Origin of the sequence: Alteromonas sp. B31-7 (assembly GCF_015767655.1) — a bacterium.
In the GTDB taxonomy this organism is placed as follows: Bacteria; Pseudomonadota; Gammaproteobacteria; order Enterobacterales; family Alteromonadaceae; genus Alteromonas; species Alteromonas australica.
Genome location: NZ_CP065233.1, coordinates 3,678,721 through 3,703,082, shown reverse-complemented (window position 1 = coordinate 3,703,082; position 24,362 = coordinate 3,678,721). Strand labels below are relative to the sequence as shown.

Sequence of the window (24,362 nt, the reverse complement as noted above, 5' to 3'; positions counted from 1 at the left end):
CTTTCGTCACGTATAGTTGACATTACCCGATCATTTATAGGGTTATACAGGGCCTGAACCGAACGACAATACAAGACGCGAAGTTTAAGGAAGAAATAAAGATGGTTATTTTTATTGTTTATCGAATACGTATAGGTCACGCTATAGACCATTTTTTACTATGACTTTCGTTATTGGCAATGAAAACCCATTGAACTGTAAGGTGGCATAGGTAAGAATAACGCCACATTCAAGCGTATAAAGAAGTTGAGCAAAAGCCTTACCTCCACGCTCACTTGAATACGAAAGATACAAATAAAATCAGGAGACAACATGCCCTCTCGTCGTGAACTCGCCAATGCTATCCGTGCATTAAGCATGGATGCTGTTCAACAAGCTAAATCTGGTCACCCGGGCGCCCCAATGGGGATGGCCGATATTGCACAGGTATTGTGGGGAGATTTCCTAGCACACAACCCTGCCAACCCCTCATGGGCAAACCGCGATCGCTTCGTGCTTTCTAACGGCCACGGCTCTATGTTGTTGTACTCATTGCTTCACCTTTCTGGCTATGAATTGCCTATTGAAGAGTTGAAGAATTTCCGTCAACTTCACTCTAAAACGCCAGGTCACCCAGAATACGGTTATGCGCCTGGTGTAGAAACCACCACAGGGCCGTTAGGTCAGGGCATTAGCAATGCAGTGGGAATGGCGCTAGCTGAAAAAGTGCTAGCTGCACAGTTTAACCGTGACGGTCACGACATTGTTGATCATCATACTTACGCCTTTTTAGGTGACGGTTGCTTGATGGAAGGTATCTCACACGAAACCTGTTCACTAGCAGGCACGCTAGGTTTGGGCAAACTGATTGCGTTTTGGGATGACAATGGCATTTCCATCGACGGTGAAGTAGAAGGTTGGTTTACCGACGATACGCCTGCGCGCTTCAAGAGCTACGGCTGGGAAGTGATTGAAGGTGTTGATGGTCACGATGCTGAGCAAGTGAAAGCAGCTATTGAAAAAGGCCAAGCAAATACCGCTCAACCGACCCTTATTTGCTGTAGAACTACCATTGGTTTTGGTTCGCCAAATAAAGAAGGTACAGAGTCTTGCCACGGTGCACCATTGGGCGACGATGAAATTGTTGCTACGCGTGAAAAACTGGGCTGGAGTCATGGCACCTTTGAAATTCCTGACGACATTTATGCTGGCTGGGATGGTAAAGCGAAGGGCGCTAAAGCCGAAAGCGCGTGGAATGAGGCTTTCGCAGCCTATGAAGCGGCTTACCCAGAGCTTGCTGCTGAGTTTAAGCGCCGGGTAAATGGTGAGCTACCGGCTGATTTCAGCGAAAAAGCTGATGCCATTATTGCCGAGCTTCAAGCTAATCCACAAAACATTGCATCACGTAAAGCGTCGCAAAACGCGCTAAATGCTTTCGGCCCACTGCTTCCTGAGCTTCTAGGTGGTTCTGCCGACCTAGCAGGTTCAAACTTGACCATTTGGGATGGCAGCAAAGGGGTTGAAGCAAACGACGCATCAGGTAACTACATTTACTACGGTGTGCGTGAGTTTGGTATGTCTGCCATGATGAACGGTATTACCCTTCACGGTGGCTTTAAAGCTTATGGCGCAACCTTCCTTATGTTTATGGAATATGCGCGTAACGCGGTACGCATGGCAGCGCTTATGAAGCAGCCAGCTATTTTTGTCTACACCCACGACTCAATTGGATTGGGTGAAGATGGCCCTACTCACCAGCCGGTAGAGCAAGTGGTTGCACTACGTGCAACGCCAAACCTAGACAACTGGCGTCCATGTGACCAAGTAGAGTCTGCGGTATCGTGGAAGTCGGCTATCGAACGCACTGATGGCCCAACCACGCTGATTTTTACTCGCCAAGGTTTGGCGCAGCAAGACAGAACGCCTGAACAGGTAGCCGATATTGCAAAAGGCGGTTACGTACTGAAAGATTGCGACGGTACGCCAGAGTTAATTCTGATTGGTACAGGCTCAGAAGTACAGTTGGCAGTGGAAGCCGCAGATAAGCTGACTGAACAAGGTAAAGCAGTTCGCGTTGTGTCTATGCCATCTACTGATGTATTTGATCGTCAGTCAGCGGAATACCGCGAAAGCGTATTGCCATCAAGTGTGGTTAAGCGCGTTGCAGTTGAAGCCTTATCTAAAGACAGCTGGTACAAATACGTTGGCTTTAATGGCGCGATTGTCGGTATGGACACCTTCGGTGAATCTGCGCCTGCTGGCGAGTTGTTTAAGCACTTCAACATTACTACTGACGCGGTAGTAGAGGCGGCACTGTCTCTATAAGAGGTAAATAAATAAGCCTATGGTAAATATTGCCATAAATGGGTTTGGTCGTATTGGTCGCAACGTGTTGCGTGCACTTTATGAAAGTGGACGCAATAACGAGTTTAACGTTGTGGCCATCAACGACATTGCTAAGCCCGAAGGCATCGCACATTTGCTTAAATACGATACCGCCCACGGGCGGTTCCGTTTTGATGTGGCCTTAGAAAATAATACCCTCAAGGTGGCGGGGAGCCCTACCCAGCTGTTAGCCGAACCTGACATTAATCACCTGCCGTGGCAAGCCTTAGGCGTGGATATTGTGCTAGAGTGCACCGGTAAATTCGATGATAGAACCTCAGGCCTGGCGCATATCAATGCTGGGGCAGGCAAGGTGCTTTTTTCTTCACCAGGTACCACAGATTTAGACAATACCGTTATTTTTGGTACCAATGAAGATACGTTAACCAGTGAACAAAAGTTGGTCTCTAACGGATCCTGTACCACGAATTGTATTGTGCCTGTCATCCAAGCGCTTGATGCGGCTTTTGGCGTAGAAAGTGGAACAATTACGACTATTCACGCGTCTATGCACGACCAACAAGTGATTGATGCTTACCATGAAGATTTGCGCAGAACCCGCGCAGCAAGCCAGTCAATTATTCCCGTTGATACGCGCTTAGCGGCAGGTATAGAGCGTATTCTGCCTAAGTTTGCAGGGAAGTTTGAAGCAATCGCTGTGCGTGTGCCCACGATAAACGTCACTGCTATGGACTTAAGTGTCAGCCTTAATGCTAAAGTCACTATTGAGCAGGTAAATCAGGCGCTTCGTAGTGCAAAGGAGGGGCGATTACAGGGAATTTTGGATTACACCGAAGAGCCTTTGGTGTCGGTAGATTTTAATCATGACCCACACTCGTGTATTGTAGATGGCACACAAACGCGAGTAAGCCATAAGCAGCTGGTTAAAACCCTGGTATGGTGTGACAACGAATGGGGTTTTGCTAACCGAATGCTCGACACCGCCAAAGCGATGTTCGACGCAAAATAATGCATCAATGCTGCCAGGGTTGGTAGCACAACCCGCGCAGCTTTCATAAGTTAATATGCCCTTGTTAATCATGTTGTTGATTCACAGGGGCGGTAAATTTAAATTAACATAGGAAAGACAATGGCAATTCCAAGTATGAGCGATATGGCCCTTAACGGTCAGCGTGTTCTAATCAGACAAGATTTAAACGTGCCGGTAAAAGACGGCAAAGTGACTTCTGATGCGCGTATTAAAGCATCTATTCCCACGATTAAAGCGGCCTTAGAAGCCGGCGCAGCGGTAATGGTGATGTCTCATCTTGGCCGCCCCACTGAAGGGGAGCCTGCCGATGAGTTTTCACTACAACCTGTTGTCGATTACCTTAACGACGCGCTCGATGTTCCCGTCAAGCTTGTCAAAGACTACCTTGATGGCGTGGAACTTGCCGACGGTGAATTGGTTATTTTGGAAAATGTTCGTTTTAACCAAGGCGAAAAGAAAGACGACGAAACCCTAGCGAAGCAATACGCAGCCCTGTGCGACATCTTTGTGATGGATGCATTTGGTACTGCACACCGTGCACAAGCCTCTACTCATGGCGTCGCTAAGTTTGCTCCTAAAGCGTGTGCAGGCCCTCTACTTGCGGCTGAACTTGACGCGCTTGGCAAGGCTTTAGATAACCCTAAGCGCCCTATGGTAGCCATTGTGGGTGGCTCTAAAGTTTCTACAAAACTTACGGTATTAAAAACGTTGGCCGAAAAAGTTGACCAGTTAATTGTTGGTGGCGGTATTGCCAATACCTTTATTGCAGCACAGGGTCACAATGTTGGTAAATCTCTTGTGGAAATGGATTTAACCGAACAAGCCACTCAGCTTATGAACGAAGCACAGGCTAACGGCGGTAACATTCCAGTACCTACTGATGTTGTGGTAGGGCAAGCGTTTGATGAAAATACACAAGCCACCCTGAAAGCGGTATCTGATGTCGCTGATGATGATATGATTTTTGATATCGGCCCTGATTCCTCAAAAGCTCTAGAGTCTATTATTAAAAATGCCGGCACCATTGTATGGAATGGGCCAGTAGGTGTCTTTGAGTTTGAACAGTTCAGTGCGGGAACGAAAGCGCTTTCTCAAGCAATTGCCGAAAGTGATGCGTTCTCAATTGCAGGAGGTGGTGATACACTAGCTGCAGTCGATAAATATGAAATCGCTGACAAGATATCTTATATCTCAACAGGTGGTGGTGCATTCCTTGAGTTTTTAGAAGGAAAAACACTACCTGCAGTAGCCATGTTAGAAGAAAAAAATAAATAATACTAACAGGTTACAAGAATCGGAAACGATTTTGCCGGTGCTACAGTGACGTACACCGGCTTATAACTATAAACCCTACAGCTGTCCACAGGACAGGAATATAAAAAGGAGTGTTGCAATGGCATCACAAGCTCAGCAAGCTATGCTGGATAAACTCAATACGCAAACCGGTTTTATTGCAGCCCTAGATCAAAGTGGCGGCAGTACACCTAAAGCATTGCGTCTTTATGGCATTGAAGAGTCTGAATACAGTTCAGACGAAGAAATGTTCAACCTCGTTCATGAAATGCGTACCCGCATTATTACCAGCACCCCTTTTAGCGGTGAGCGCGTATTAGGCGCAATCCTGTTTGAAAACACACTTGATAGAGAAATTGAAGGCATGTCTACTGCGCATTTCTTGTGGCAGAAAAAGCGTGTTATCCCTTTCTTAAAAGTGGACAAAGGGCTAGAGGCTGAAAGCAACGGTGTGCAGGTAATGAAGCCTATTGTCGGCCTAGATGCTCTGCTAGCGAAAGCGGTTGCGCAAGACGTATTTGGTACAAAAATGCGTAGCGTGGTAAAACTCGCTAACCATCAAGGTATCAAAGATGTGGTTGCTCAGCAGTTTGAAGTGGGTAAGGAAATTCTCGCCGCAGGGTTAGTGCCTATTATTGAACCTGAGGTTGACATTAACAGCCCTCAAAAAGCAGAAGCAGAAGCATTACTGAAACTTGAAATCCTCACTCAGCTAAATTTACTGAATGAAGGCCAAGAAGTTATGCTGAAACTGACTTTGCCTACGGAAGCGAATTTCTACAAAGAGCTTGTCGATCATCCGCGGGTACTGAAAGTGGTCGCACTTTCTGGTGGATATAGCCGCGATGATGCGAATGCGAAATTGGCTGAAAACCAAGGTATTATTGCTAGTTTCTCAAGAGCACTTACCGAAGGTGTTTCGGCTAAGCAAAGCCAAGAAGAATTTGAAGCGACACTAGATGCAGCGATTGAAGGCATCTATCAGGCGTCAAAGTCATAAAGTAAAATATGAATTCATTAAAAAAGGAGAGCGTTGCTCTCCTTTTTTGTGTTTGTTTCCCGCCCATTTAGGGTAACGCTTGCCGTTATCTGTTGTTAACCGTTGCTTACTTATAGGCTATATCGAAAGCTTCTGTGTTAACTAACTCTCTAGTTTTGTGATGTCGGGCTTAATCACCAACGACAAATCTAGACTTTTCCAATACACACTTTCTCTGATTAAATCTGCTGAGATAATTGGCTTTTCATCTAACCATTCGTCGGGGAAGGTAAGGGTAAGTGTATGTTTATCAACGTGTATTTTGACGTCAGGAACAAAGCCTTCTTGGCGTTTAATATTCAACAACGCCCCTAACCGCAATAAGGCAATTAAGCGTTTTACTGCATTGTCCTCAAATAGGTTAAAGTTCGGTAACTCGTTGGTGCGTATCTTTTTGCGATGAAAGCGTACGAGGGTGGCCAACAGCAACTGTTGTTCTTGGGTGAATCCTGGCATGTCTACGTTTGCCAAAATATACGCACTGTGTTTTTGAATGCCTCGGGTGTTAATTTGCATTCCTACTTCGTGCAGCAGCGCTGCCCAACCCAGCATACTTCTGAAATCTTTTCCTTTAAGCTTCCATTCTTTTGCCACTTGATCGAAAAACTGCAAGGTTGTGTTTAACACCATCGTGGCTTGCGCCGTGTCTACGTCGTAACGCGTCGCTAGGCTGCTGGCGGTTCTGCCTCTAATATCAGCATGATGAAGCTCATCTTCCATCTGATATAACACGCCTTCTCTCAGCGCCGCAGACGAGTAGGTTAACCCTTCTATGTCTAAGGCTTTAAACACGGCAATTAATATGGCTAAGCCGCCTGCAATAACTACTCGCCTATCATCGCTTAGGTTCGGGTAGTTAAGTTTGTCTACATGACCGGCGCTGACAAACTCTTTCATTAGGTTGCGTAGGCTTTTTTGGGTGACAGGCACATCATGACCATTTGCATTGTCTTGTTGGCACAAGGTAAATAATGAACGAATGGTACCTGAGGTACCAATACACTGTACCCAGCCGAGACGACGGTACTTGCCGTCAATCATTTCAAGTTCTTGTGCCGCCGCAGTAATGGCACGATCAAATGACTTACCTTTTAATTCGCCATCGGGGAAGAAGCGTTGGGTGTAGCTCACACAGCCCATTTGTAAGCTTCTGCACAGCAAAGGCTTAAACCCCTTACCAATCACAAATTCAGTTGACCCGCCGCCGATATCAACCACTAACTGTTGTCCATCAGCGTGATTGGTGTGGGCAACGCCAGAATAAATAAGACGAGCTTCCTCTACCCCAGAAATAACTTCGACAGGATAGGGAAGGATCTCTTTGGCTTGATTGATAAAGTCTCGGGCATTTACCGCTTTACGCAGTGTATGTGTGGCAACAATACGTACAGAATCTGGCTCGAAGCCGCGTAGGCTTTCGGCAATAACCCGCAACATATTTAAGCCACGCTCCATGGCTTCTTCTGATAAAACATTGTTTTCATCAAGACCTTCAGCCAGTCGAACTTTTTGTTTCACACGGTGAAGAATTTGAACTGACCCAGCCACAATACGCGCTACCACGAGGTGAAAGCTGTTAGAACCAATGTCTAATGCTGCGACTTTATTGGTTTCGCGGCTTTCTACTGAGCTTAATACGGTTTCATGTTGGGTCATGTAGTTTCTTCATTTCCTGCTTATTTGTCTTCTTGTTGCTTTAAATAGTCGTAAATCTCTATTTGTGAGCGTAATTTTTTACGGTTGCCTCTGCGAACGTACTTGTTGCTCTGATCTCTGTCAATTACTCTCGCTTTTAAAGTATCACGGAATTGCATTTCCATGATATCCACCACACGCTGTTGAAGGGATTTATCGTATATTGGGCAGCCAACTTCAATACGGTTATCCATATTGCGAGTCATCCAGTCGGCTGAACTGATAAACACTTTTCGTTCGCCGCCGCCTTCAAATATCATCACTCTGGGGTGTTCTAAAAATCTATCAACGATGGAAATGATTTCTATATTTTCACTTAACCCTTTTACACCAGGGTTCAATGAACACATGCCTCGAACAATTCCTCGTATCCTCACACCAGCTTGGCTCGCTCGGTACAGGTCATCAATCAGTTCTTTATCAACCAAGTTGTTAATCTTAAACGTTATCTTCGCATCAGCCCCTTCTTTTAAATGCTGGATTTCTTGGCGAATTAATGACTGTATCTTGGTCCGCGCATTGAGCGGCGATATTTGTAAATGCTGGAATTTATAACGACGGTACGGGTAATTGATAAGGTCGAATACGGCCACCCCTTCATTCGCCAATTCCTGATTGCGGGTAAATAAGCTGAAGTCGGTATAAATTTTTGCCGTTTTTTCGTTGAAGTTACCTGTACCAAAGTGGGCATAGTTCACCAACGAGCCACGCTCTTCGCGGCTCACAATACATAATTTAGAGTGTATTTTAAGGGTTGGCACACCTAACACAACGCGAATACCCGCGTCGGTCATACGTTTCGACCATTCAATATTGGCTTCTTCGTCGAAACGAGCGCGAAGCTCTACCACAACGGTCACTTTCTTTCCGTTATCAACCGCATCAATCAGTGAGTTGATGATTCGAGAATTACTGGCTACCCGATAAATATTGATACGAATGGCTTTTACGCTGGGGTCGAAGGCGGCTTGACGCACAAACTCAGTGAAGTGCAAAAAGCGATGGTACGGGTAATAAAGGAGTATGTCGTGGGCTGTAATGGCATCGAATACCGTGTTGTATTTTGAAAATGCGCTGGTATCGATAGCGGGTAAAGCCCCATGTTCTAAGTATTCTCGCCCCACATTGGGAAAGCCGATGAAATCCTTAAAGTTGCGGTAATGTCCGGCAGCATGCATGGTATCAAGCTTGGTGATCCGTAAACGCTTGCGCAAGTCATTCACCATGTCATCTGGCATGTCGTTATCGTAAATCACCCGGACAGGCTCTGCGATAAGGCGCTGTTTCATACTCTCTGACATTTTTTCAACGTAGCTTTCGTCAATTTCGTCATTAATTGAGTATTCAGCATCTCGTGTCATTTTAAACGAAAAGGACTCAATTTCGTCGAACTTCACAAAGCCTCGGAAAATGTCTTCTAAGCAAAGCTGAATCATGTCGTCCAACATAATAATATGTTTTTTCTTACGGCTTTTTTCCGGAGGAATCAGCTTAAAGCGTGACATTTCAGAGGTAGGAACCTGAATAACAGCAAAGCGGGTGTTACGCTCTTTTCTTCTCAACGCCACATACAAATATACTGAGGTGCCGTTAAGTCGGCTAAGCAGGTCAACCTTCTTATCGATAAGAATAGGGGCAATATGACGAAGGACTTTGTTGACAAAGAAATTGCGAACCCATTGCTTTTGATAGTCGTTAAGATCATTTTTGCGCAAAATGTGGATGTTATATCGCGCTAACGACTTCAATACGTCTTTATGAATTTCGTCAAACTTGTCTGACAACTGCACAACTTTCTTTTGAATGCGTTCCATCAACTCAGTTTGACGCAACGCTTCTTCTTCGTTGCCGTCATTTTGAGCAATGGTAATTTGCCGCTTAACATCCGCCGCACGTACACGGTAAAACTCATCTAGGTTATTTGAGTAAATACCGAGAAAGCGTATACGCTCTACCGCTGGGTTATTTTTGTCCGCGGCTTCTTGTAATACACGCTCATTAAAAGCGAGCCAACTAAGCTCTTTGGGATAATATAAATCTTCGTTATCCATAAATGTTCATATTCACTATTAAAAATGGTCAAAGACTGCCATTAGTCGGTGACACTACTGTGACAACCCTGTAATACAGAGTAATTTGGTAAATCCATTACCTTAGTAAGGTGAAGGTGTTTATTGACTATCTTCTATTTCAACCACTAAATCGTTCGATAGCGCTTCTAACGCATCTTGCAGTGCGTCCTGATCAAAGGATGCTGGAACGGCAATAACAGCCGTGGCTTTAAAAATCAGGCTTCCCCAGTTAGGTGCGCTTTCACAATGGGACGAAAAGCTAACAATGTTTAAATTAAACTGATTCAGTATGCTGGTAAGTTCTTGCACAATTCCGGGTTTATCGTTGCCCATAACATCAACGGATAATTCGGTGAGCGTTTCGCTTTTTGATAAACTGGTCACCACGGTTTGTACTGTGACATCAGTAAGGCCGTCTAAGGCTGTGACTAACTTGTCTTTTTGGGCGTCGTCCACGTGAACTTCGACAAAGCCAGTGAACATGCCTGCCATATGTGCAAAGCTAGAACCTTGCCAATTGCCGTTATGCTGATAAATACATTTTGCTAATGCGTCAACGATACCGGGTTTGTCTTTACCTAAAATGCTGATTACCAGGGATTGCATAAAAACTCCTATTCACATCGTAAAGAAATGCATTTGCCAGTAGGGATAGAGGGTAATACCATGAGTCGGATTGATCTGGCGCTATAGCAGTACCCGAAACTTTCGCTTGCTATTAGCATAACAAAACTTACACTGCTCACCAGTGCAAATTTCGCCTGAATATTTAATAAATTAAGCATGACCTACGAAAGCGATAGTATAGATAAAAAACGCCAGCGCTATGATAAGTGGAGCCGTTATACTGTAACTGCATTCGGTGGTTTGGTGTTAATTACGCTGGTTGTGCTCATTTCTCACCTTTTAACGCAATCGCTGCCCCTCGCTTTATTGCCCAAAATTCAGTTAGAAAAGACCTATGGGCTGCCAGATAAACACCCAATAGTTGCAAATGGCGATATCTTTAGCGGCCAGCCAATGATTGTGAAAAATGGCCCTTGTCGTTTAGCGTTAATGAACGTAGACAATCGAGAAACTTTCTTAAGCCTACATAACTTTACGCGTCCTTGTGATCATGAATTAGCGGCTATTTCCTTAATGGGTGAGAATGCACTTGTTGATATTTCGAGTAGTGGTCAGGTACGTATCGTTTTCGCTAGAGGGTTAACGTATGGTTCTCGCATTCAAGGTGCTTCACGTTCAAATCAACAAGAGCAATCTGACAGACGCCTCGCTGCAACGTCGCCCTCTAGTGTGTCATTTTCTTTGCCAGTACAGGTATGGCAGAACCGTAAACGCTGGCATGTAGAACTTTCTTCTCGTTGGGCGGTGGCGAAGGTGGTAACCGACGAGGCCGTGTTTGTGCGCTGGGTGAATAGAAAAGACCCCACATTACGAATAGATAAACAATTTGAAGATGCTCAGGATGTGGTGCTGTTTCCTGGGGCAGAGATGATGATTGTTGAGCAAAACAATGAACTAACCCTTATGTCCCTCAATGGACCACCACAGCCCCTAGGCGATGTGGGTGACTCGGGAATGAGTATACCCTTGTCTAAACGGGTATTTGCGCTCGAAAAAGATCGTACCTTTTTACTTATTGAGGGTGAAACGAACAGTGAGAGCAGCGTGTCTCGCTGGGTACTGCAGCGTGACGAGAGAGGATTAACCTTCAAGAAAACCTATAGCATCGCGCTAGGCAAACAGGTGCGAGTGCTGGATGTGGGTGAGCACGCAAGTGGGAACGTTTTGGTCCTGTTAACTAATCAATCTAGCCTATTGTTTGTGAATCGTGTGTCGGGTGAAATAGTAAGCCAACAAAGTATTGCGCATCAGGTTAGTCACATTACCTGGTTTGGTGACCGCATTTTTGGCTACGATAATAATCAGCTATATATATGGCGAGCCGATCACTTAAGCGGAATCACCACGTGGCGCTCTTTATTCTCGCCTTTGCATTATGAGGGCTATTCTGAACCTGATACCGTTTGGCAAACCACCAGTGCCTCCGATTTTACGGAAGCAAAGTTTAGTTTAACTCCTCTCTTAATTGGCAGTATTAAAGCCTCGTTACTGGCACTTATTTTGGCTATTCCTTTAGCCATTGGCGCGGCCATTTATACGGCCTTTTTTGCCAAAAGCCGATTAAGGCATATTATAAAGCCAGCAGTAGAAATGCTAGAAGCGGTTCCCAGTGTCCTTATTGGTTTCATTGCTGCTATTTGGTTGTCGCCTAAAGCTGAGCAGTTTTTGTTTTCCTTTGCCTTTTTCCTCATGGTCGTGCCGTTCGTTTTGGTGGGAATTGCACTTGTTCAGCGGGAAGTCGCCGGCTACCTTCCCAGTAAAATACGCCATGGCGCAGAGTTAGGCTTTGCCATTGTTGGGGTGTTTGTTCTTGGCTTTGTGAGTGTTGAGTGGGCGCCATTTTGGCTAGAGTCGCTGTTTGGATTAAATGGCTATGAAATACTCGCGGCTGAATCTGATAGCCCTATAGGAAAAACCACCATTGTTGTGGCCATTGCCCTTGGAGTGGCCATCTCACCCAGTATTTATTCGTTGGCTGAAGATGCCATCAGCGGTGTGCCAGATGAATTAAAGTTTGCTTCTTTTGCCTTAGGGGCAACACGGCTACAAACGCTGATGTACGTGGTTTTGAAAGTGGCCTTTCCTGGCGTGGTGGCTGCTATTATGCTTGGTTTTGGTCGCGCATTTGGTGAAACCATGATTGTGTTAATGGTCACAGGCAACACCCCGATATCGAGTTGGGGCCTTATAGAAGGGTTACGTGCATTAACGGCAAATCTAGCCATCGAGCTGCCTGAAGCTGATGTGTCTTCTGCGCATTACCAAATACTATTTTTAACCGCCGCCATTTTGTTCGCCTTCACCTTTATAGTGAACACAGTAGCAGAGCTTGTTCGAAAGCGTATGAGGCTTAAGGGTTAATATGGCGAGCATTAAGCAACTGGGTTTAAATCCAGTACAGCGACAATCTTTAGTTATCAGTCTCACGGCCTTTTTTACTGGGTTGCTGGTCATTGCACTTATTTCCGTGTTGGCGCTAATTTCGATTCGGGGCGGCGCTTATTTTTGGCCTCAGCCAATTTATGCGGTTTCTTACTCACAAGGCGGAATAACCCCCAAAGTATTAGCTCAGCGATACTTAAGCGACGAGACTGAACGCGTTTTTCAACTCAATTATAGTGACTTTCACCACCCCTATGGAACGCAGGCTTTGGTAAAAGAAAGTGACATCGTTGCTGAGTCACTCGCCGTAGAAAGTGCTCAAATTAAGCTGACTGATGGACGTAACTTGTTGGCAACGCCTATGTTTCTTCGCACCCCGACAGGGGACAAAGAATCGTTAGATGAGTATGCCGATGTAAAGCGCACGGTGAACCAAATAAATAATGAAATCTATCGTATCAGCAGTGAACAACTTGCTGATATTCACAATGCCCTAGCTGCACTCGATGCTAAAGACGTGGCACTAGATGCGCCAGCGCGAGAAAAATTGGTTGCGCAGTTTCATCGCGTTCAGGAAAAGGTTATTGAGCTAGAAGGGCAATTGTCTGAGTATTTACTCGCGCTGACTTTTTCAGGTAGTCAAACGCTATTTATTAAAGTGTCTGATATAGCCACTGTCACCTACGTGAGTCAGCTAAACTATGTTGAAAAATGGCAGGTGGTTGTTCAAAACCTCATTACCTTTTTAACAGAGTCCCCCAAGCAGGCTAATACCTCAGGTGGTGTTTTTCCGGCTCTCTTCGGCACTATTCTAATGGTGTTTTTAATGACCATAATAGTGACACCCTTTGGTGTGTTAGCGGCTATTTACTTAAGCGAATATGCACCAGATAACGGGTTTACGACTGCCATTCGAATCAGTGTCAGTAACATGGCTGGTGTACCTTCGATTGTTTATGGTGTGTTCGGTTTGGGCTTTTTCGTTTACTCAGTTGGTGGCAGCATTGATGCACTATTTTTTAGCGATTCATTGCCCGCACCAACCATGGGAACGCCAGGGGTTTTCTGGGCTGCACTCACCATGGCAATACTGACGTTGCCGGTGGTTATCGTGGCAACTGAAGAAGGGCTGCGTCGCGTACCCGAAGGGTTAAAAGCAGGCAGTTATGCTTTAGGGGCAACAAAGATTGAGACCATCATGAAAACCATTTTGCCCATCGCTTCACCGGGAATAATGACAGGGGTTATATTGGCGATAGCGAGAGCAGCAGGAGAGGTTGCTCCTCTTATGTTAGTAGGCGCGGTGAAATTTGCCCCCAACTTACCCTTTGACGGCGAATTTCCGTATCTTCACCTCGATCGCCAATTTATGCATTTGGGCGTACTTATTTATGACGGTGCCTTTCATAGCCAAACAGACGCAAAAAGCGCGTCAATGATGTTTGCGGCATGCCTATTGTTACTGGTGGTAGTGTTTGTGTTAAATGTACTGGCCGTTATACTGCGTACGCGATTGCGCAAACGTTACTTACAGGGGTAATGGAATTTCATGCTGAAGTTGTTTGAACATAACACGCTAAATGTTGATGAGATAGACGAAGCCAGTACGGCAATTGATGTTAGGCAGTTTAATCTATGGTTTGGCGGTAAACAGGTACTGCATGACATATCTATGCGTATCCCGAAAAATAAAGTGACGGCACTGATTGGTCAAAGTGGCTGTGGTAAATCTACCTTGGTGAGTAGCTTTAACCGCTTAAATGACTTGTACAATGGGTGCAAATATTCTGGCGAAATTCTCATTGATGGTCGCAATATTAATAGTAAAAAAATAAACGTGTCTAAATTGCGCACCCGAGTGGGCATGGTTTTCCAGCGACCTAACCCGTTTCCCATGAGTATTTATGACAATGTATGTTATGGATTGCGACTACAAGGTGTGAAAACGCGACGCAAGCTAGACGATGCAGTGGAAAGTACGTTAAAAGAAGCCGCGCTATGGGAAGAGGTAAAAGACCGGTTATTTGAACCTGCGCACCTGCTCTCCGGAGGGCAACAACAGCGTTTAGTGATAGCGCGAGCATTAGCGCTAAAGCCCGATATTCTATTGTTGGACGAGCCCACATCAGCGCTAGACCCGCTCACCACCCTTTTTATTGAAGAGTTAATGGCTAGCCTCAAAAAGCGGTGTACCATCGTTATCGTGACTCACAATATGCAACAAGCCGCGCGGGTATCGGACTACACCGCGTTTTTTCATCAAGGACGACTCATTGAATATGCCGACAGCGATACACTCTTTACCATGCCAGAAAAAAAACAAACAGAAGACTATATTACCGGTCGTTATGGTTAATGGTTTTTACTGTAGGAGAATGCACCTATGCGTCAAGTAGCCCTGAATACCCACATTTCTGGCACCTTCAATATTGAGTTGGAAAACTTACGAAATTCAGTACTCACCATGGGGGGAGAAGTAGAGCAGCAATTGGTAGACACGTTAAAAGCGATAAAGCTCAATCATGCTTCATTAGCCGAAAAGGTGGTGCTAAACGACCTGAAGATTAATTCTATGGAAGTGCAGATTGACGAAGAGTGTCTACGTATTATTGCAAAGCGTCATCCTACCGCGAGCGACCTTCGCTTAATTATGACGATTTCAAAAGCCATTACAGATATAGAGAGAATGGGGGATGAAATAGAGCGTATAGCTAAACTGGTCACCCGTAACAAGCTACCAAGCTCAGACACAATCAAAACCAGTATGTTGCTCATTGGAGAGCGTGTCGCCGCTATGATGCGAGGTACTTTTGATGCATTTGCACGACAAGATGAAAGTGCGGCTCTTGCCGTATACGATCAAGATAACCGCATCGACAGTGAATATAAGCGTCTTTTAACCTACACCACATTGGAAATGGAAAAAACCACAGAAGACATGCAAGATTGGTTAGATGTGCTTTGGGCGCTTCGCTCCTTAGAACGTATTGGTGATAGGTGTAAAAATGTATGCGAATACGTGGTGTATTTAACCCGGGGCACAGATGTTCGACATATGCCTTTGGAAAACATGCAGCAAAAATTAGAAGATCTCTCGTAATAGGGGAGTGAATTGTCACAAAACTGAAATAATTGTTCTAATAATCACCGTATCGCAAAATATCCATGTCAATTTATAATTTTTCGGTGATTTTCTCTATGGCTTCGCAGATGATTACGTTATTATGCGCCGCAGCCAAGAACAGATCGTGCAAAAAATACTCTAAACCTATGCGTAGACACAATTTGTCCTCAACTTCATCCTGTTGCCTTCATTGGCAAGAGTTGCTGCTATCTCGTGTAGTAGTGTCCAGCTTAAATCGCGTATAAGATCAGGAGCGATTATCCGTGGAATTTTTCGAAAGTTATGGCCTAATTCTCATACTGCTTGCCGCCGGTGTTGGTTTTGTAATGGCATGGGGTATTGGTGCAAATGACGTTGCCAATGCAATGGGAACGTCTGTAGGTTCAAAAGCATTAACTATTAAGCAAGCTATAATCATTGCGATGATCTTCGAGTTTGCCGGCGCTTATCTCGCTGGTGGTGAAGTGACATCAACTATTCGCAAAGGCATTATCGATCCCGATTATTTCTCTGCGGTGCCCGAATACCTAGTATTGGGCATGATTTCCTCCCTATTTGCGGCTGGCATTTGGCTAGCAGTAGCTTCATGGTTGGGTTGGCCGGTTTCTACCACGCACTCAATCATTGGTGCCATTATTGGTTTCACTGCAACAGGCGTTAGTATGGATGCCGTGGCTTGGAACAAAGTCGGTGGCATCGTGGGAAGCTGGGTTGTTACCCCTGCCATATCAGGCATTATTGCCTACCTTATTTTTATGAGTGCACACAAACTCATTTTTCAAACCAGCTCCCCTTTTCAAAACGCGAAACGTTATGTGCCTTTCTATATGGCGCTAGCAGGGTTTGTTATGTCGCTGGTTACCATCAAGAAGGGTTTGAAGCACGTTGGTCTAGAAATTGGCTCGCCAAATGATTTTTTGTTAGCCATTGCCATTGCTATTGCGTTGGGCCTTTTTGGAAAGTGGTTTATCGGTAGAATGACATTCAGTGGCTCTGAAGATAAAGATTTACAGGCCGCCAATGTAGAGAAAGTGTTTGCCTTACTTATGGTGGTGACTGCCTGTTGTATGGCATTTGCGCATGGTTCTAATGATGTGGCTAATGCTATTGGTCCTCTTGCGGCAGTAGTGAGCGTTGTGAGTAGTGGCGGTGAAATAACCTCTAGTGCAAAACTAGCGCCGTGGATTTTGCCCTTAGGTGGCGTAGGGATAGTGCTAGGTTTAGCATTATTTGGTCATCGAGTTATTAAAACTATCGGGCAAGGTATTACGCATTTAACACCAAGTCGCGGTTTTGCCGCTGAACTAGCTGCCGCCACGACCGTGGTTATTGCTTCAGGCACCGGCTTACCTATATCAACCACACAAACATTGGTGGGTGCCGTATTAGGTGTTGGATTAGCGCGGGGCGTGTCAGCACTTAATTTAGGTATAGTCAGAAACATTGTGGTGTCGTGGATTGTTACCTTGCCAGCGGGTGCTTTGCTGTCCATTATCTTCTTCTACCTATTAAAGGCCGCATTTGGTGTTGCCTAGATGCTGAAGGCCTTGCCCATACAGATAATGGGTTAAAGCAAATAGAATATGCAGTACCAAAACTAAAACACCCCCTCAATGAGGGGGTGTTTTGATTTCGGGCGATAGAAAACTAGGCGGTTTAGTCGTTGGCATCCGCCAAGGTAATAGGCGAGGTAAATCCAGCCGGTTTGATACCTACCACGGCGCAGTTTAATTGATTCATGGTCTCTTCCGCCGTTCCTCCCATAATAAAGCCAGGCACGCCTAATCGCGCCACCGTTCCCATGACTATCACATCGGTATCTAGTGATTTCGTTGTGGCAGCAATTTCTCGTCTTGGATAACCGTGGACAATATGTTTTTGCGGTTTCAAATAATCCATGGTGTCTGGCGCGAGTTCGCCTTCTAACGCTTGCAATAGATCTTCAAGCGCTTGCTCGCGCTCGGCATGTATCTTTGCTAAATCGGTTTCCATCTGGTCGTTATCAACGGTGATAAAGCCATCGCGTACAATATTTTCCGGCACGGCATCAAACACGTGGACAATGTGCAATTGGGAAAATTCCAGCAATGATATTTGAATAGCGTGGCGAAGAATATCGGCATTCAGTTTTTTGCGCACCGAAATTTCATGTTTGGGGTAGTGATAATTTAAATCTAACGCCGCAACCACGTTTTTATATTGGCTTGTACATTTTTGGTGCAGCACCCAAACAGGACAAGGACATTTTCGCAATAAGCGCATATCTAAACTGCCAAACAAACGATCTAAAAAGCTCTCTTCAGCGCGTTTTATCACCAAGTCGTATTGATATTTAATGACATTGGTAATGATATCGATAAGCGGGCTTCCAATACTTACCTTGGTTTGTGTAGGGTATTTTTCTTCCCATTTTTCTGCCTGATTGCGCAGCCAGTCTTGTGCTTGGGTTTCCATTGATGATTGGGAATCTATATATGAGAAGGACTCCATCACCATATTGGCATTCGGGGGAAGCGACTCTAGCGAGAGCATAAGGGTGAGTGTGGCTTGATGGCTTTTGGCGATATGCACAGCTTGTGCGATAACATCATCTTGTCGATGGGTATCACTTAGCACACACAATATATTGCTATAATGGCCTTTCATGAATGCTCCTAGCAAGATAGTAAGGTAGGGTAAAACTCTAATAATATCCTAACCTTTGAACTGCGCCCTGACTACCGAAATTCAACAGAAACACGGGCGAAAGTTGCAATAAATCAAGCGCACAATGAGAAATCTCTCTTTCTTTCGCGGAGGCCTTAAAACCGTAATAAAAGTGTGTTTACTAATAATCTTTATGTTAGATTAAGAATATCATTTTCAATCAGATTCTATACGTTATGAAATGGCCAAACTTAAAGCACCTTCACTATCTTGTTACCTTGTATCAGGAGCAGCATTTCCATCGTGCAGCCCAACGATGTAATGTCAGTCAGTCAACCTTAAGTACGGCAATTCAAAACCTCGAAGAGCATTTTGGCAGTCAGTTGCTCGAACGTGAACACAAAACCTTTGTGTTTACTTCTCTAGGGCTTGATATCGTTGAACGTAGTAAAGTGTTGCTACAAGAGGCTGGGGAACTGGTTGAGTATGCAAAAAATGCAGGCAACTGGGAACGGGGCACGTTAAAGTTAGGGGTTATTCCTACTATCGCGCCTTTCTTGTTTGAAGGTATGCTAAGTGCGTTTTCTACATCGCTTCCTGAGATTAATTTGGAAATGCAGGAAGACACAACCGAGAAACTGCTTCAGCAGCTCACCGACGGCAGATTAGATTTACTGATTTTAGCCTTGCCGATGGAAACGCCAGGGTGTAAGCAAATGGTGTTAGGCCATGATCCGTTTCATCTTATCGCCCATGAAGATGTGGCTTCTCAACTTCCTGATCCCGTAGATATCTCTAATTTACCTAAGAAAAGCATTTTCTTATTGCAACAAGAGCACTGTATGACCGGTCACGCCGTTAGCGCGTGTAACTTGCAGCACAGCGACCAAATTAGCAGTGTTGCCGCTAGCAGCCTTTATACGCTGGTGCAATTGGCTAACAGTAAAATGGGTTACACATTTTTACCCGAGCTTGCATTAAATCAGTCGATTATCAAAAATACCCAACTTAAAAGCTTTGCGGCGGAAGAGCAGGGGTATCGAGAAATAGGCCTAGTGTGGCGTTCAGGCACCACTCGGATGCAATTATTTCGACGTATTGGCGAGATCATTGCGCCTTTATTACCGGTTCCGACGTTAAAGTAGTTTTTAACGTTTTTTGTCCGTGATAGTCCATCGTAGATAATGTTGGAATGGGTTTTATTAGCCCTTGAGGGCTGCGTGGCCTAACGATGCTGCCCATTTGAGTTCGCGGCGAGAAAGGGCATTGGCTTGCGGGTTAATGCTGTGGAGGGCGCAATATGCACTGTCTGAAGGGAGCCTGTTATAGTGACAAAGGGCATAAAACAGCAAACTGCATCTACATAGCGTTGAATCGCAATGTAAATAGAGATGTGCGCCGTCTTTAAGTACGGTTGTTATTTCCCGCAAATATTGATGTAAAAAGGCTTCTTCAATCGATGCAGATATTGAGGTGGTCTCAAAAGGGACCCACATCCATTTTAGTCCCGACGTGAGACACTGATGTCTAATATCCGCGGCATTTTCATCGCGGGTTTGCACAGTGGCAATATGGCTAACTTTTGCTGACAATAATGGCGCCCAACTAGCGGTGTCTGGACGATTTCCAAAGCAAATTTTGCCGCCGTACAGTGAAAACCACGGAAATCTGCCATTGTCATCGGCAATGGCTTTAGGGTTAGAAGAAAGGTATTGCAATTGTGTTGTCATACTACGAAATAATAAATGGAAAAGTAGTGGCAGGCACATCCGCCAATAACGAACAAATGCCAGATTGCATGGGTATATTTTACTTTCTTCGCCACGTAAAAGCACACGCCAATACTGAAGCACAAACCACCAGCAACTAACAACCATAATCCCGTGCCTGGCAACGCAACGTATAACGGATAAATAAGCCCCAAAGCAATCCAGCCCATGAGCAAATAGGTCATCACAGACACTTTAGGGAATCTGTGCTGCGCCACAAGTTTAAAGGCTACACCACCCACAGCAAGACACCAGATAATTGCGGTCATCGTAATGCCTAACGCACCACCAATAGACACTAAAAGTAATGGGGTGTAAGTCCCTGCTATCAATATGTAAATTGCACTGTGGTCGAAAAGTTTAAGCCAGCCCTTAGTTTTTTGGTGGCTAATCGCATGGTACAAGGTTGAACTTAAGAACATGAGAATAAGGGTAGAGCCGTAAATTGCCGCAACCGTAATAGTAAGCGCATCTTCAGCTCTAAAAAGCATAAATACTAAACCAACAATAGCCGCGACAAAGCCAACGCCGTGACTTACGCTATTAAGCCATTCTTCTATAACAGAGTAGGCTTTAGTTGGAATTGAGGCCATAAACACTCCTTATGAAATCTGGCGTACACATGTACGCTCAATAGGCAATAATAGCAAACTCCCTAGAATAATGTGATGACAAAAAGGTGAAATAGTTTATTAAGCTTTACACCTTAAGTGACTTATTCATCTTCAATAGGCATAAAGCAGCCATGTAATTTATCAATTAACGTCGCCAGTTGGCTCGCTTCTTCTTTGCTCAGCCCATCAAGTTTACACAGCATTTGTACGGGGATGTCTCCAGCTTTCACTTTCGCCGTGTTGCCAAACGACGTGAGATGAACGTGCTTTACTCGTTTGTCAGCGTGGTCTTTTTCAATGGTGATGAACCCTTTTGCCTCCAGCTTTTTCAATATAAGTGACATGGCACCACCATCAATCATGGTCTTTTGTACCAAGGATGCCACTGTCACACCACTTGTTTCCCATAGCGCCATCAAGGTGACATATTGCGGATAGGTGATATCTAACGCTTTTAACAACGGGCGATAGGCCCGAGTGAAGGCATTAGACAAGGTGTAAAAGCGATGGCATAGCTGATTTTCTAATTTAAGGCGTTCAGTCATGGGTACTAACACGGAAGAAAAAGGTCTGAATAATATTTTGCATACAAATAACTTGATCTGCAAATAAAGATGGTGGTATTTTAGTTTGCATGCAAACTAAATAATTGGAGAACAGCATGCATAAACTACAGCAAGTGATTTATACAGGTACGGCCACGGCAACCGGAGGACGCGAAGGTACCGCCACCTCTAGCGACGGCAACTTGTCGGTTACACTTTCAACGCCAAAAGCGTTGGGGGGAGCAGGAGGAGAGGGCACAAACCCAGAACAAATGTTCGCAGCTGGGTACTCTGCGTGCTTCATCGGCGCATTAAAGCATGTCGCGGCAGCCGAAGGGGTTAAGCTAGACAATGATATTAAGGTGACTGGCGATGTGAGCATTGGGCCTATTGAAGTGGGTTTTGCCATTGCAGCGAAACTCAGCGTAGATTTAGGCAGCATGGATAAAGAGCAAGCTCGTAGCTTAGTGGAAAAAGCGCATCAGGTGTGCCCCTATTCAAATGCGACTCGCGGCAACATTGAAGTAGAAATTTCCCTAGTCTGACGGTTGTAGGCGCCGCTCTAGTGAGTGGCGCACTTATTATCTGAATACGGATCCCGTTCACGTTTTCTACATTGACTGAAAACGATCTTAACCCTCTTTCACACGTAGCTGTATGTAACCACTTTATCCTAAGTGTGTTAGGTGAATCGGTGTCATTAATCACTGATTTAACATTTTATGGTACGTGATGAAGGAGTTTTTATGTACACACAAAAGCTACATGCCGGCGCTAAATTTCCTGACATTAAGGCAACATTAACGTCAGGAGAGGAAGTATCGCTAAGCAGTAAGCGTGAAGAATGCGATTGGAAAATGGTCGTGGTCTATCGCGGTAAGCATTGCCCAATTTGCACAAAATATTTAAACGCGCTAGAGGACTTTAAAGGGCGTTTATTGGAACAAAATATAGACTTAATTGCCGTCAGTGCAGACAGTAAGTCTCAGTTAGACGCCCACTTAGACGACCTTTCTATTAGTTTCCCTATCGCTTATGGGTTAACTGAAGACGATATGAAAGCGCTCGGTTTATATATCTCTGAGCCGCGATCAGAAAAAGAGACCGATCATAATTTCGCTGAACCTGCATTGTTCATCATCAATGGTGAAGGACGTATTCAAATTTGTGAAATTGCCAATGCACCATTCGTTCGTCCAGACCTTGAACAACTCGTGTCGGGTTTAGCATTTATTCGCGACCCAGAAAATAGCTATCCTGTTCGCGGAACGCGCGCTTACTAATACCCGAAAAACTATGACGTGTAGCCTGGCGGTTTATGCGTCATAGCCTGTTTACGTGGATAACCGAATTGCAGCGACATGAGCTTCAAACTCTCCCATCCTTTGCTCAGGAAGTGCCAGTGTCATAGTGACGCAATGCGCATAGTTGCAAGACTGAATTTTACCCTGGAATTGTTGGGTTAAATGCCGAACAAACTGTTCGTGTTTGAAGTCTACATCTAGACTTAATTCATGCAGGCTAACTTCTTGTTTGGTTTCGAGTTGTTCCATTACTTGCTGAGCAGCCGCAGAATAGGCGCGTACAAGGCCGCCAGCCCCTAGCTTAATGCCCCCGAAATAGCGGGTAACAACAACCATCACATCGCCCACGTTTTTATGCTGTAAAACATTGAGAATAGGTTTACCCGCGGTACCGCTAGGTTCGCCATCATCGGCCATAGCAAGTGAACGAGGTTGATCGGGAGACCCAATTAAATATGCCCAACAATGATGGCGGGCGTCTGGGTATTTTATTTTTATTTCAGCAAGTTGCTCCATGGCAGCCTCTCTACTATCAGCAAAAGTGGCAAAGGCGATAAACTTACTTTTTTTAATTTCGTACAGGATTTCATGCTGTACTGCAGGCACAGGATACGTCATTCGAGAAGTATATCTTCCATTAGCCGCTGTGGCTAATGGAAGATATGAGTGAGTTTGTCCGGTAGGCGTGACATTACCCTTAGACGGTATAGAGGTAGCTTTAGCGCCGCCTATTGCTACCGCAGAATACCCGATACAGTTTCTGAGACGTTCACCGCACCTTTTTGAATCTCATCCATGACCGATTGAACTTGAGTAATTTGCTGGCTGTTCAAATCAACGTTATCTTTAACGGCGGCCATTTTCTTGGTGGACTTGTCGGCGAGTTTGCGGTTTTCTGCTACCACCGTTTCAATTTCTACGGTGGAGTCGCTGGTGCGCTGCGCCAGTTGTCTAACTTCATCGGCAACAACGGCGAAGCCGCGACCTTGTTCACCGGCCCGTGCAGCTTCAATTGCAGCGTTAAGCGCCAGTAGGTTGGTTTGGTCTGCAATGCCACTGATGGTGGTTACAATGGTTTCAATTTTTAGTGATTGTTCGCTTAACTCATGCATGAGCAAGTTGGTTTGATCAACTTCATCGAGGGTTGTTTGAAACACGTCAATACTACGATGTAGTGAGGAAGCGCCTTCTGCGGCGATTTGCGAGGTTTCTTCCGCCGTGGATACGGCTAATTCGGCTGCCTGAGAAATGTTGTGTTTTTCAGTGACTTGGTCAGTAACGTTAGAGGCAAACTTAATCACTTTAATGACTTTGCCTGATGCATCAAAAACAGGATTGTAGGTAGCTTCTAACCACAAAGGGTTACTATTCGCATCAACGCGCTCAAAGGTGCCTGACGAGAAGTTACCTTGTGCCAGTGACTCCCAAAACGTCGGGTTTTCCTGGTAGAATTTATCCTTACAAAACATCCTGTGATGCTTGCCTTGGATTTCACTTAAATTGTATTTAACGGTAGCCGTAAAGTTTTCATTTGCGGTTATAATGGTGCCATCAGGCTCAAACTCGATAACTGCCATCGATTTATCTAGAGAATCAGAAACCGCTTTCCCTTCGTAATAAGCACGCTGCTGTTCGGTAACATCGTGGTAGACAGCGTGAACTTCTGTGCCGTTGGCAACCTTTACGGAGACGTAACTAGCCGTTAACCATAAGGTGGTACCCGTTGCCGATTTACGGGCTACTGTGTCGCTTACACTTTCACCGTTAAGTAATGATTGCCAGAAGTAGTTGTATTGGCTGTCTGTTTGTACAGCCTCAACGCGCAATTGACGGTGGCTAAATGAAGGCGGAGATCCTTTAGGGTAACCTAAGGTTGCCATAAGGCTGTCAGAAGCAT

20 protein-coding genes and 2 pseudogenes are annotated in these 24,362 nt (G+C 45.0%); 12 read left to right on the top strand and 10 right to left on the bottom strand.

Annotation, left to right across the window (positions count from 1 at the left end; translation table 11 throughout):
- Window positions 1-312 precede the first annotated feature (312 nt).
- The 4 genes from tkt (at window position 313) to IUA53_RS16125 (ending at window position 5,648) form a co-directional block, all read left to right on the top strand.
- A complete protein-coding gene (gene tkt / locus IUA53_RS16140) occupies window positions 313-2,304 on the top strand; it encodes a transketolase (protein WP_044446246.1) in 1,992 nt (663 codons plus the stop codon).
- A 19-nt stretch (window positions 2,305-2,323) separates the two neighbouring features.
- Window positions 2,324-3,334 (top strand): erythrose-4-phosphate dehydrogenase, encoded by a 1,011-nt coding sequence (gene epd, locus IUA53_RS16135; RefSeq protein ID WP_196897427.1) that lies wholly within the window; start codon window positions 2,324-2,326, stop codon window positions 3,332-3,334.
- A gap of 120 nt (window positions 3,335-3,454) precedes the next feature.
- Window positions 3,455-4,630, top strand: coding sequence for a phosphoglycerate kinase (locus tag IUA53_RS16130; protein ID WP_044446251.1), 1,176 nt, complete (start codon window positions 3,455-3,457; stop codon window positions 4,628-4,630).
- A 118-nt stretch (window positions 4,631-4,748) separates the two neighbouring features.
- Window positions 4,749-5,648 carry a fructose bisphosphate aldolase gene (locus tag IUA53_RS16125; RefSeq protein ID WP_044056129.1) on the top strand — a complete coding sequence of 300 codons (900 nt, stop codon included), beginning with the start codon at window positions 4,749-4,751 and terminating at the stop codon, window positions 5,646-5,648.
- A 141-nt stretch (window positions 5,649-5,789) separates the two neighbouring features.
- Here IUA53_RS16125 and ppx read toward each other — a convergent pair whose 3' ends face one another.
- From ppx to IUA53_RS16110, 3 genes are all read right to left on the bottom strand, one after another.
- Window positions 5,790-7,343, bottom strand: coding sequence for an exopolyphosphatase (ppx, locus tag IUA53_RS16120; RefSeq protein ID WP_044446253.1), 1,554 nt, complete (start codon window positions 7,341-7,343; stop codon window positions 5,790-5,792).
- A 20-nt stretch (window positions 7,344-7,363) separates the two neighbouring features.
- Window positions 7,364-9,433 (bottom strand): polyphosphate kinase 1, encoded by a 2,070-nt coding sequence (gene ppk1, locus IUA53_RS16115; RefSeq protein ID WP_044056132.1) that lies wholly within the window; start codon window positions 9,431-9,433, stop codon window positions 7,364-7,366.
- A gap of 120 nt (window positions 9,434-9,553) precedes the next feature.
- Window positions 9,554-10,060: a glycine cleavage system protein R gene (locus IUA53_RS16110; protein ID WP_044056133.1), complete on the bottom strand. Its 507-nt coding sequence runs from the start codon at window positions 10,058-10,060 to the stop codon at window positions 9,554-9,556.
- A gap of 177 nt (window positions 10,061-10,237) precedes the next feature.
- Between IUA53_RS16110 and IUA53_RS16105 the strand changes: the two genes are divergently transcribed.
- The 5 genes from IUA53_RS16105 to IUA53_RS16085 all read left to right on the top strand — a co-directional run bounded on the left by IUA53_RS16105 (window position 10,238) and on the right by IUA53_RS16085 (window position 17,122).
- Window positions 10,238-12,442, top strand: coding sequence for an ABC transporter permease subunit (locus IUA53_RS16105; protein ID WP_044446254.1), 2,205 nt, complete (start codon window positions 10,238-10,240; stop codon window positions 12,440-12,442).
- A gap of 1 nt (window position 12,443) precedes the next feature.
- Window positions 12,444-14,003 (top strand): phosphate ABC transporter permease PstA, encoded by a 1,560-nt coding sequence (pstA, locus tag IUA53_RS16100; protein ID WP_044446255.1) that lies wholly within the window; start codon window positions 12,444-12,446, stop codon window positions 14,001-14,003.
- Window positions 14,004-14,012: 9 nt separating this feature from the next.
- Window positions 14,013-14,819, top strand: a complete 807-nt coding sequence (pstB, locus tag IUA53_RS16095; protein ID WP_044446256.1) for a phosphate ABC transporter ATP-binding protein PstB — start codon at window positions 14,013-14,015, stop codon at window positions 14,817-14,819.
- A 27-nt stretch (window positions 14,820-14,846) separates the two neighbouring features.
- Window positions 14,847-15,563 carry a phosphate signaling complex protein PhoU gene (gene phoU / locus IUA53_RS16090; RefSeq protein WP_044056136.1) on the top strand — a complete coding sequence of 239 codons (717 nt, stop codon included), beginning with the start codon at window positions 14,847-14,849 and terminating at the stop codon, window positions 15,561-15,563.
- A gap of 287 nt (window positions 15,564-15,850) precedes the next feature.
- The gene (locus IUA53_RS16085; protein WP_044056137.1) at window positions 15,851-17,122 is read left to right on the top strand and encodes an inorganic phosphate transporter; all 1,272 of its coding nucleotides are present in this window, start codon (window positions 15,851-15,853) and stop codon (window positions 17,120-17,122) included.
- A 121-nt stretch (window positions 17,123-17,243) separates the two neighbouring features.
- Here the strand turns inward: IUA53_RS16085 and IUA53_RS16080 are convergent, their stop codons facing one another.
- Window positions 17,244-18,233, bottom strand: a complete 990-nt coding sequence (locus tag IUA53_RS16080) for a universal stress protein (protein WP_044446257.1) — start codon at window positions 18,231-18,233, stop codon at window positions 17,244-17,246.
- A gap of 236 nt (window positions 18,234-18,469) precedes the next feature.
- Here IUA53_RS16080 and IUA53_RS16075 point away from each other — a divergent pair, with 236 nt between their 5' ends.
- Window positions 18,470-19,378, top strand: a complete 909-nt coding sequence (locus IUA53_RS16075) for a hydrogen peroxide-inducible genes activator (protein WP_044056140.1) — start codon at window positions 18,470-18,472, stop codon at window positions 19,376-19,378.
- A 57-nt stretch (window positions 19,379-19,435) separates the two neighbouring features.
- Here IUA53_RS16075 and IUA53_RS16070 read toward each other — a convergent pair whose 3' ends face one another.
- The 3 genes from IUA53_RS16070 to IUA53_RS16060 form a co-directional block, all read right to left on the bottom strand.
- A complete protein-coding gene (locus tag IUA53_RS16070; protein WP_231401173.1) occupies window positions 19,436-19,963 on the bottom strand; it encodes a hypothetical protein in 528 nt (175 codons plus the stop codon).
- Complete coding sequence (gene trhA, locus IUA53_RS16065) at window positions 19,960-20,595, bottom strand: PAQR family membrane homeostasis protein TrhA (protein WP_044446259.1); 636 nt, start codon at window positions 20,593-20,595, stop codon at window positions 19,960-19,962. The genes IUA53_RS16070 and trhA overlap by 4 nt, the downstream gene beginning before the upstream one ends.
- 122 nt (window positions 20,596-20,717) lie before the next feature.
- Window positions 20,718-21,161, bottom strand: coding sequence for a MarR family winged helix-turn-helix transcriptional regulator (locus IUA53_RS16060; protein ID WP_044056142.1), 444 nt, complete (start codon window positions 21,159-21,161; stop codon window positions 20,718-20,720).
- A gap of 116 nt (window positions 21,162-21,277) precedes the next feature.
- Here IUA53_RS16060 and IUA53_RS16055 point away from each other — a divergent pair, with 116 nt between their 5' ends.
- On the top strand, window positions 21,278-21,706 hold the full coding sequence (locus tag IUA53_RS16055) for an organic hydroperoxide resistance protein (RefSeq protein ID WP_196897426.1): 429 nt from the start codon (window positions 21,278-21,280) through the stop codon (window positions 21,704-21,706).
- A 201-nt stretch (window positions 21,707-21,907) separates the two neighbouring features.
- Window positions 21,908-22,444, top strand: a complete 537-nt coding sequence (locus IUA53_RS16050; protein WP_044056144.1) for a peroxiredoxin family protein — start codon at window positions 21,908-21,910, stop codon at window positions 22,442-22,444.
- A 51-nt stretch (window positions 22,445-22,495) separates the two neighbouring features.
- On the opposite strand, the gene IUA53_RS16045 is transcribed toward IUA53_RS16050, so the two are convergent.
- From IUA53_RS16045 to IUA53_RS20530, 3 genes and pseudogenes are all read right to left on the bottom strand, one after another.
- Window positions 22,496-23,083 carry a YigZ family protein gene (locus IUA53_RS16045; protein ID WP_044446261.1) on the bottom strand — a complete coding sequence of 196 codons (588 nt, stop codon included), beginning with the start codon at window positions 23,081-23,083 and terminating at the stop codon, window positions 22,496-22,498.
- Window positions 23,084-23,199: 116 nt separating this feature from the next.
- Window positions 23,200-23,556, bottom strand: a pseudogene (locus tag IUA53_RS20535) (methyl-accepting chemotaxis protein); the annotation flags it as partial.
- Between the two features lie 177 nt (window positions 23,557-23,733).
- A pseudogene (locus tag IUA53_RS20530) lies at window positions 23,734-24,042 on the bottom strand (PAS domain-containing protein); the annotation flags it as partial.
- Window positions 24,043-24,362 lie beyond the last annotated feature (320 nt).

Excerpts from the sequence above, each read along its gene's own strand:
- IUA53_RS16075 (WP_044056140.1), top strand. The coding sequence starts at position 18,470 with ATGAAATGGCCAAACTTAAAGCACCTTCACTATCTTGTTACCTTGTAT.
- IUA53_RS16070 (WP_231401173.1), bottom strand. The coding sequence starts at position 19,963 with ATGACAACACAATTGCAATACCTTTCTTCTAACCCTAAAGCCATTGCC.
- pstB (WP_044446256.1), top strand. The coding sequence starts at position 14,013 with ATGCTGAAGTTGTTTGAACATAACACGCTAAATGTTGATGAGATAGAC.
- IUA53_RS16055 (WP_196897426.1), top strand. The coding sequence starts at position 21,278 with ATGCATAAACTACAGCAAGTGATTTATACAGGTACGGCCACGGCAACC.
- epd (WP_196897427.1), top strand. The coding sequence starts at position 2,324 with ATGGTAAATATTGCCATAAATGGGTTTGGTCGTATTGGTCGCAACGTG.
- trhA (WP_044446259.1), bottom strand. The coding sequence starts at position 20,595 with ATGGCCTCAATTCCAACTAAAGCCTACTCTGTTATAGAAGAATGGCTT.
- pstA (WP_044446255.1), top strand. The coding sequence starts at position 12,444 with ATGGCGAGCATTAAGCAACTGGGTTTAAATCCAGTACAGCGACAATCT.
- phoU (WP_044056136.1), top strand. The coding sequence starts at position 14,847 with ATGCGTCAAGTAGCCCTGAATACCCACATTTCTGGCACCTTCAATATT.
- IUA53_RS16060 (WP_044056142.1), bottom strand. The coding sequence starts at position 21,161 with ATGACTGAACGCCTTAAATTAGAAAATCAGCTATGCCATCGCTTTTAC.
- IUA53_RS16125 (WP_044056129.1), top strand. The coding sequence starts at position 4,749 with ATGGCATCACAAGCTCAGCAAGCTATGCTGGATAAACTCAATACGCAA.
- IUA53_RS16105 (WP_044446254.1), top strand. The coding sequence starts at position 10,238 with ATGACCTACGAAAGCGATAGTATAGATAAAAAACGCCAGCGCTATGAT.
- ppk1 (WP_044056132.1), bottom strand. The coding sequence starts at position 9,433 with ATGGATAACGAAGATTTATATTATCCCAAAGAGCTTAGTTGGCTCGCT.
- IUA53_RS16045 (WP_044446261.1), bottom strand. The coding sequence starts at position 23,083 with ATGACGTATCCTGTGCCTGCAGTACAGCATGAAATCCTGTACGAAATT.
- IUA53_RS16110 (WP_044056133.1), bottom strand. The coding sequence starts at position 10,060 with ATGCAATCCCTGGTAATCAGCATTTTAGGTAAAGACAAACCCGGTATC.
- ppx (WP_044446253.1), bottom strand. The coding sequence starts at position 7,343 with ATGACCCAACATGAAACCGTATTAAGCTCAGTAGAAAGCCGCGAAACC.
- IUA53_RS16050 (WP_044056144.1), top strand. The coding sequence starts at position 21,908 with ATGTACACACAAAAGCTACATGCCGGCGCTAAATTTCCTGACATTAAG.
- IUA53_RS16130 (WP_044446251.1), top strand. The coding sequence starts at position 3,455 with ATGGCAATTCCAAGTATGAGCGATATGGCCCTTAACGGTCAGCGTGTT.
- IUA53_RS16080 (WP_044446257.1), bottom strand. The coding sequence starts at position 18,233 with ATGAAAGGCCATTATAGCAATATATTGTGTGTGCTAAGTGATACCCAT.
- tkt (WP_044446246.1), top strand. The coding sequence starts at position 313 with ATGCCCTCTCGTCGTGAACTCGCCAATGCTATCCGTGCATTAAGCATG.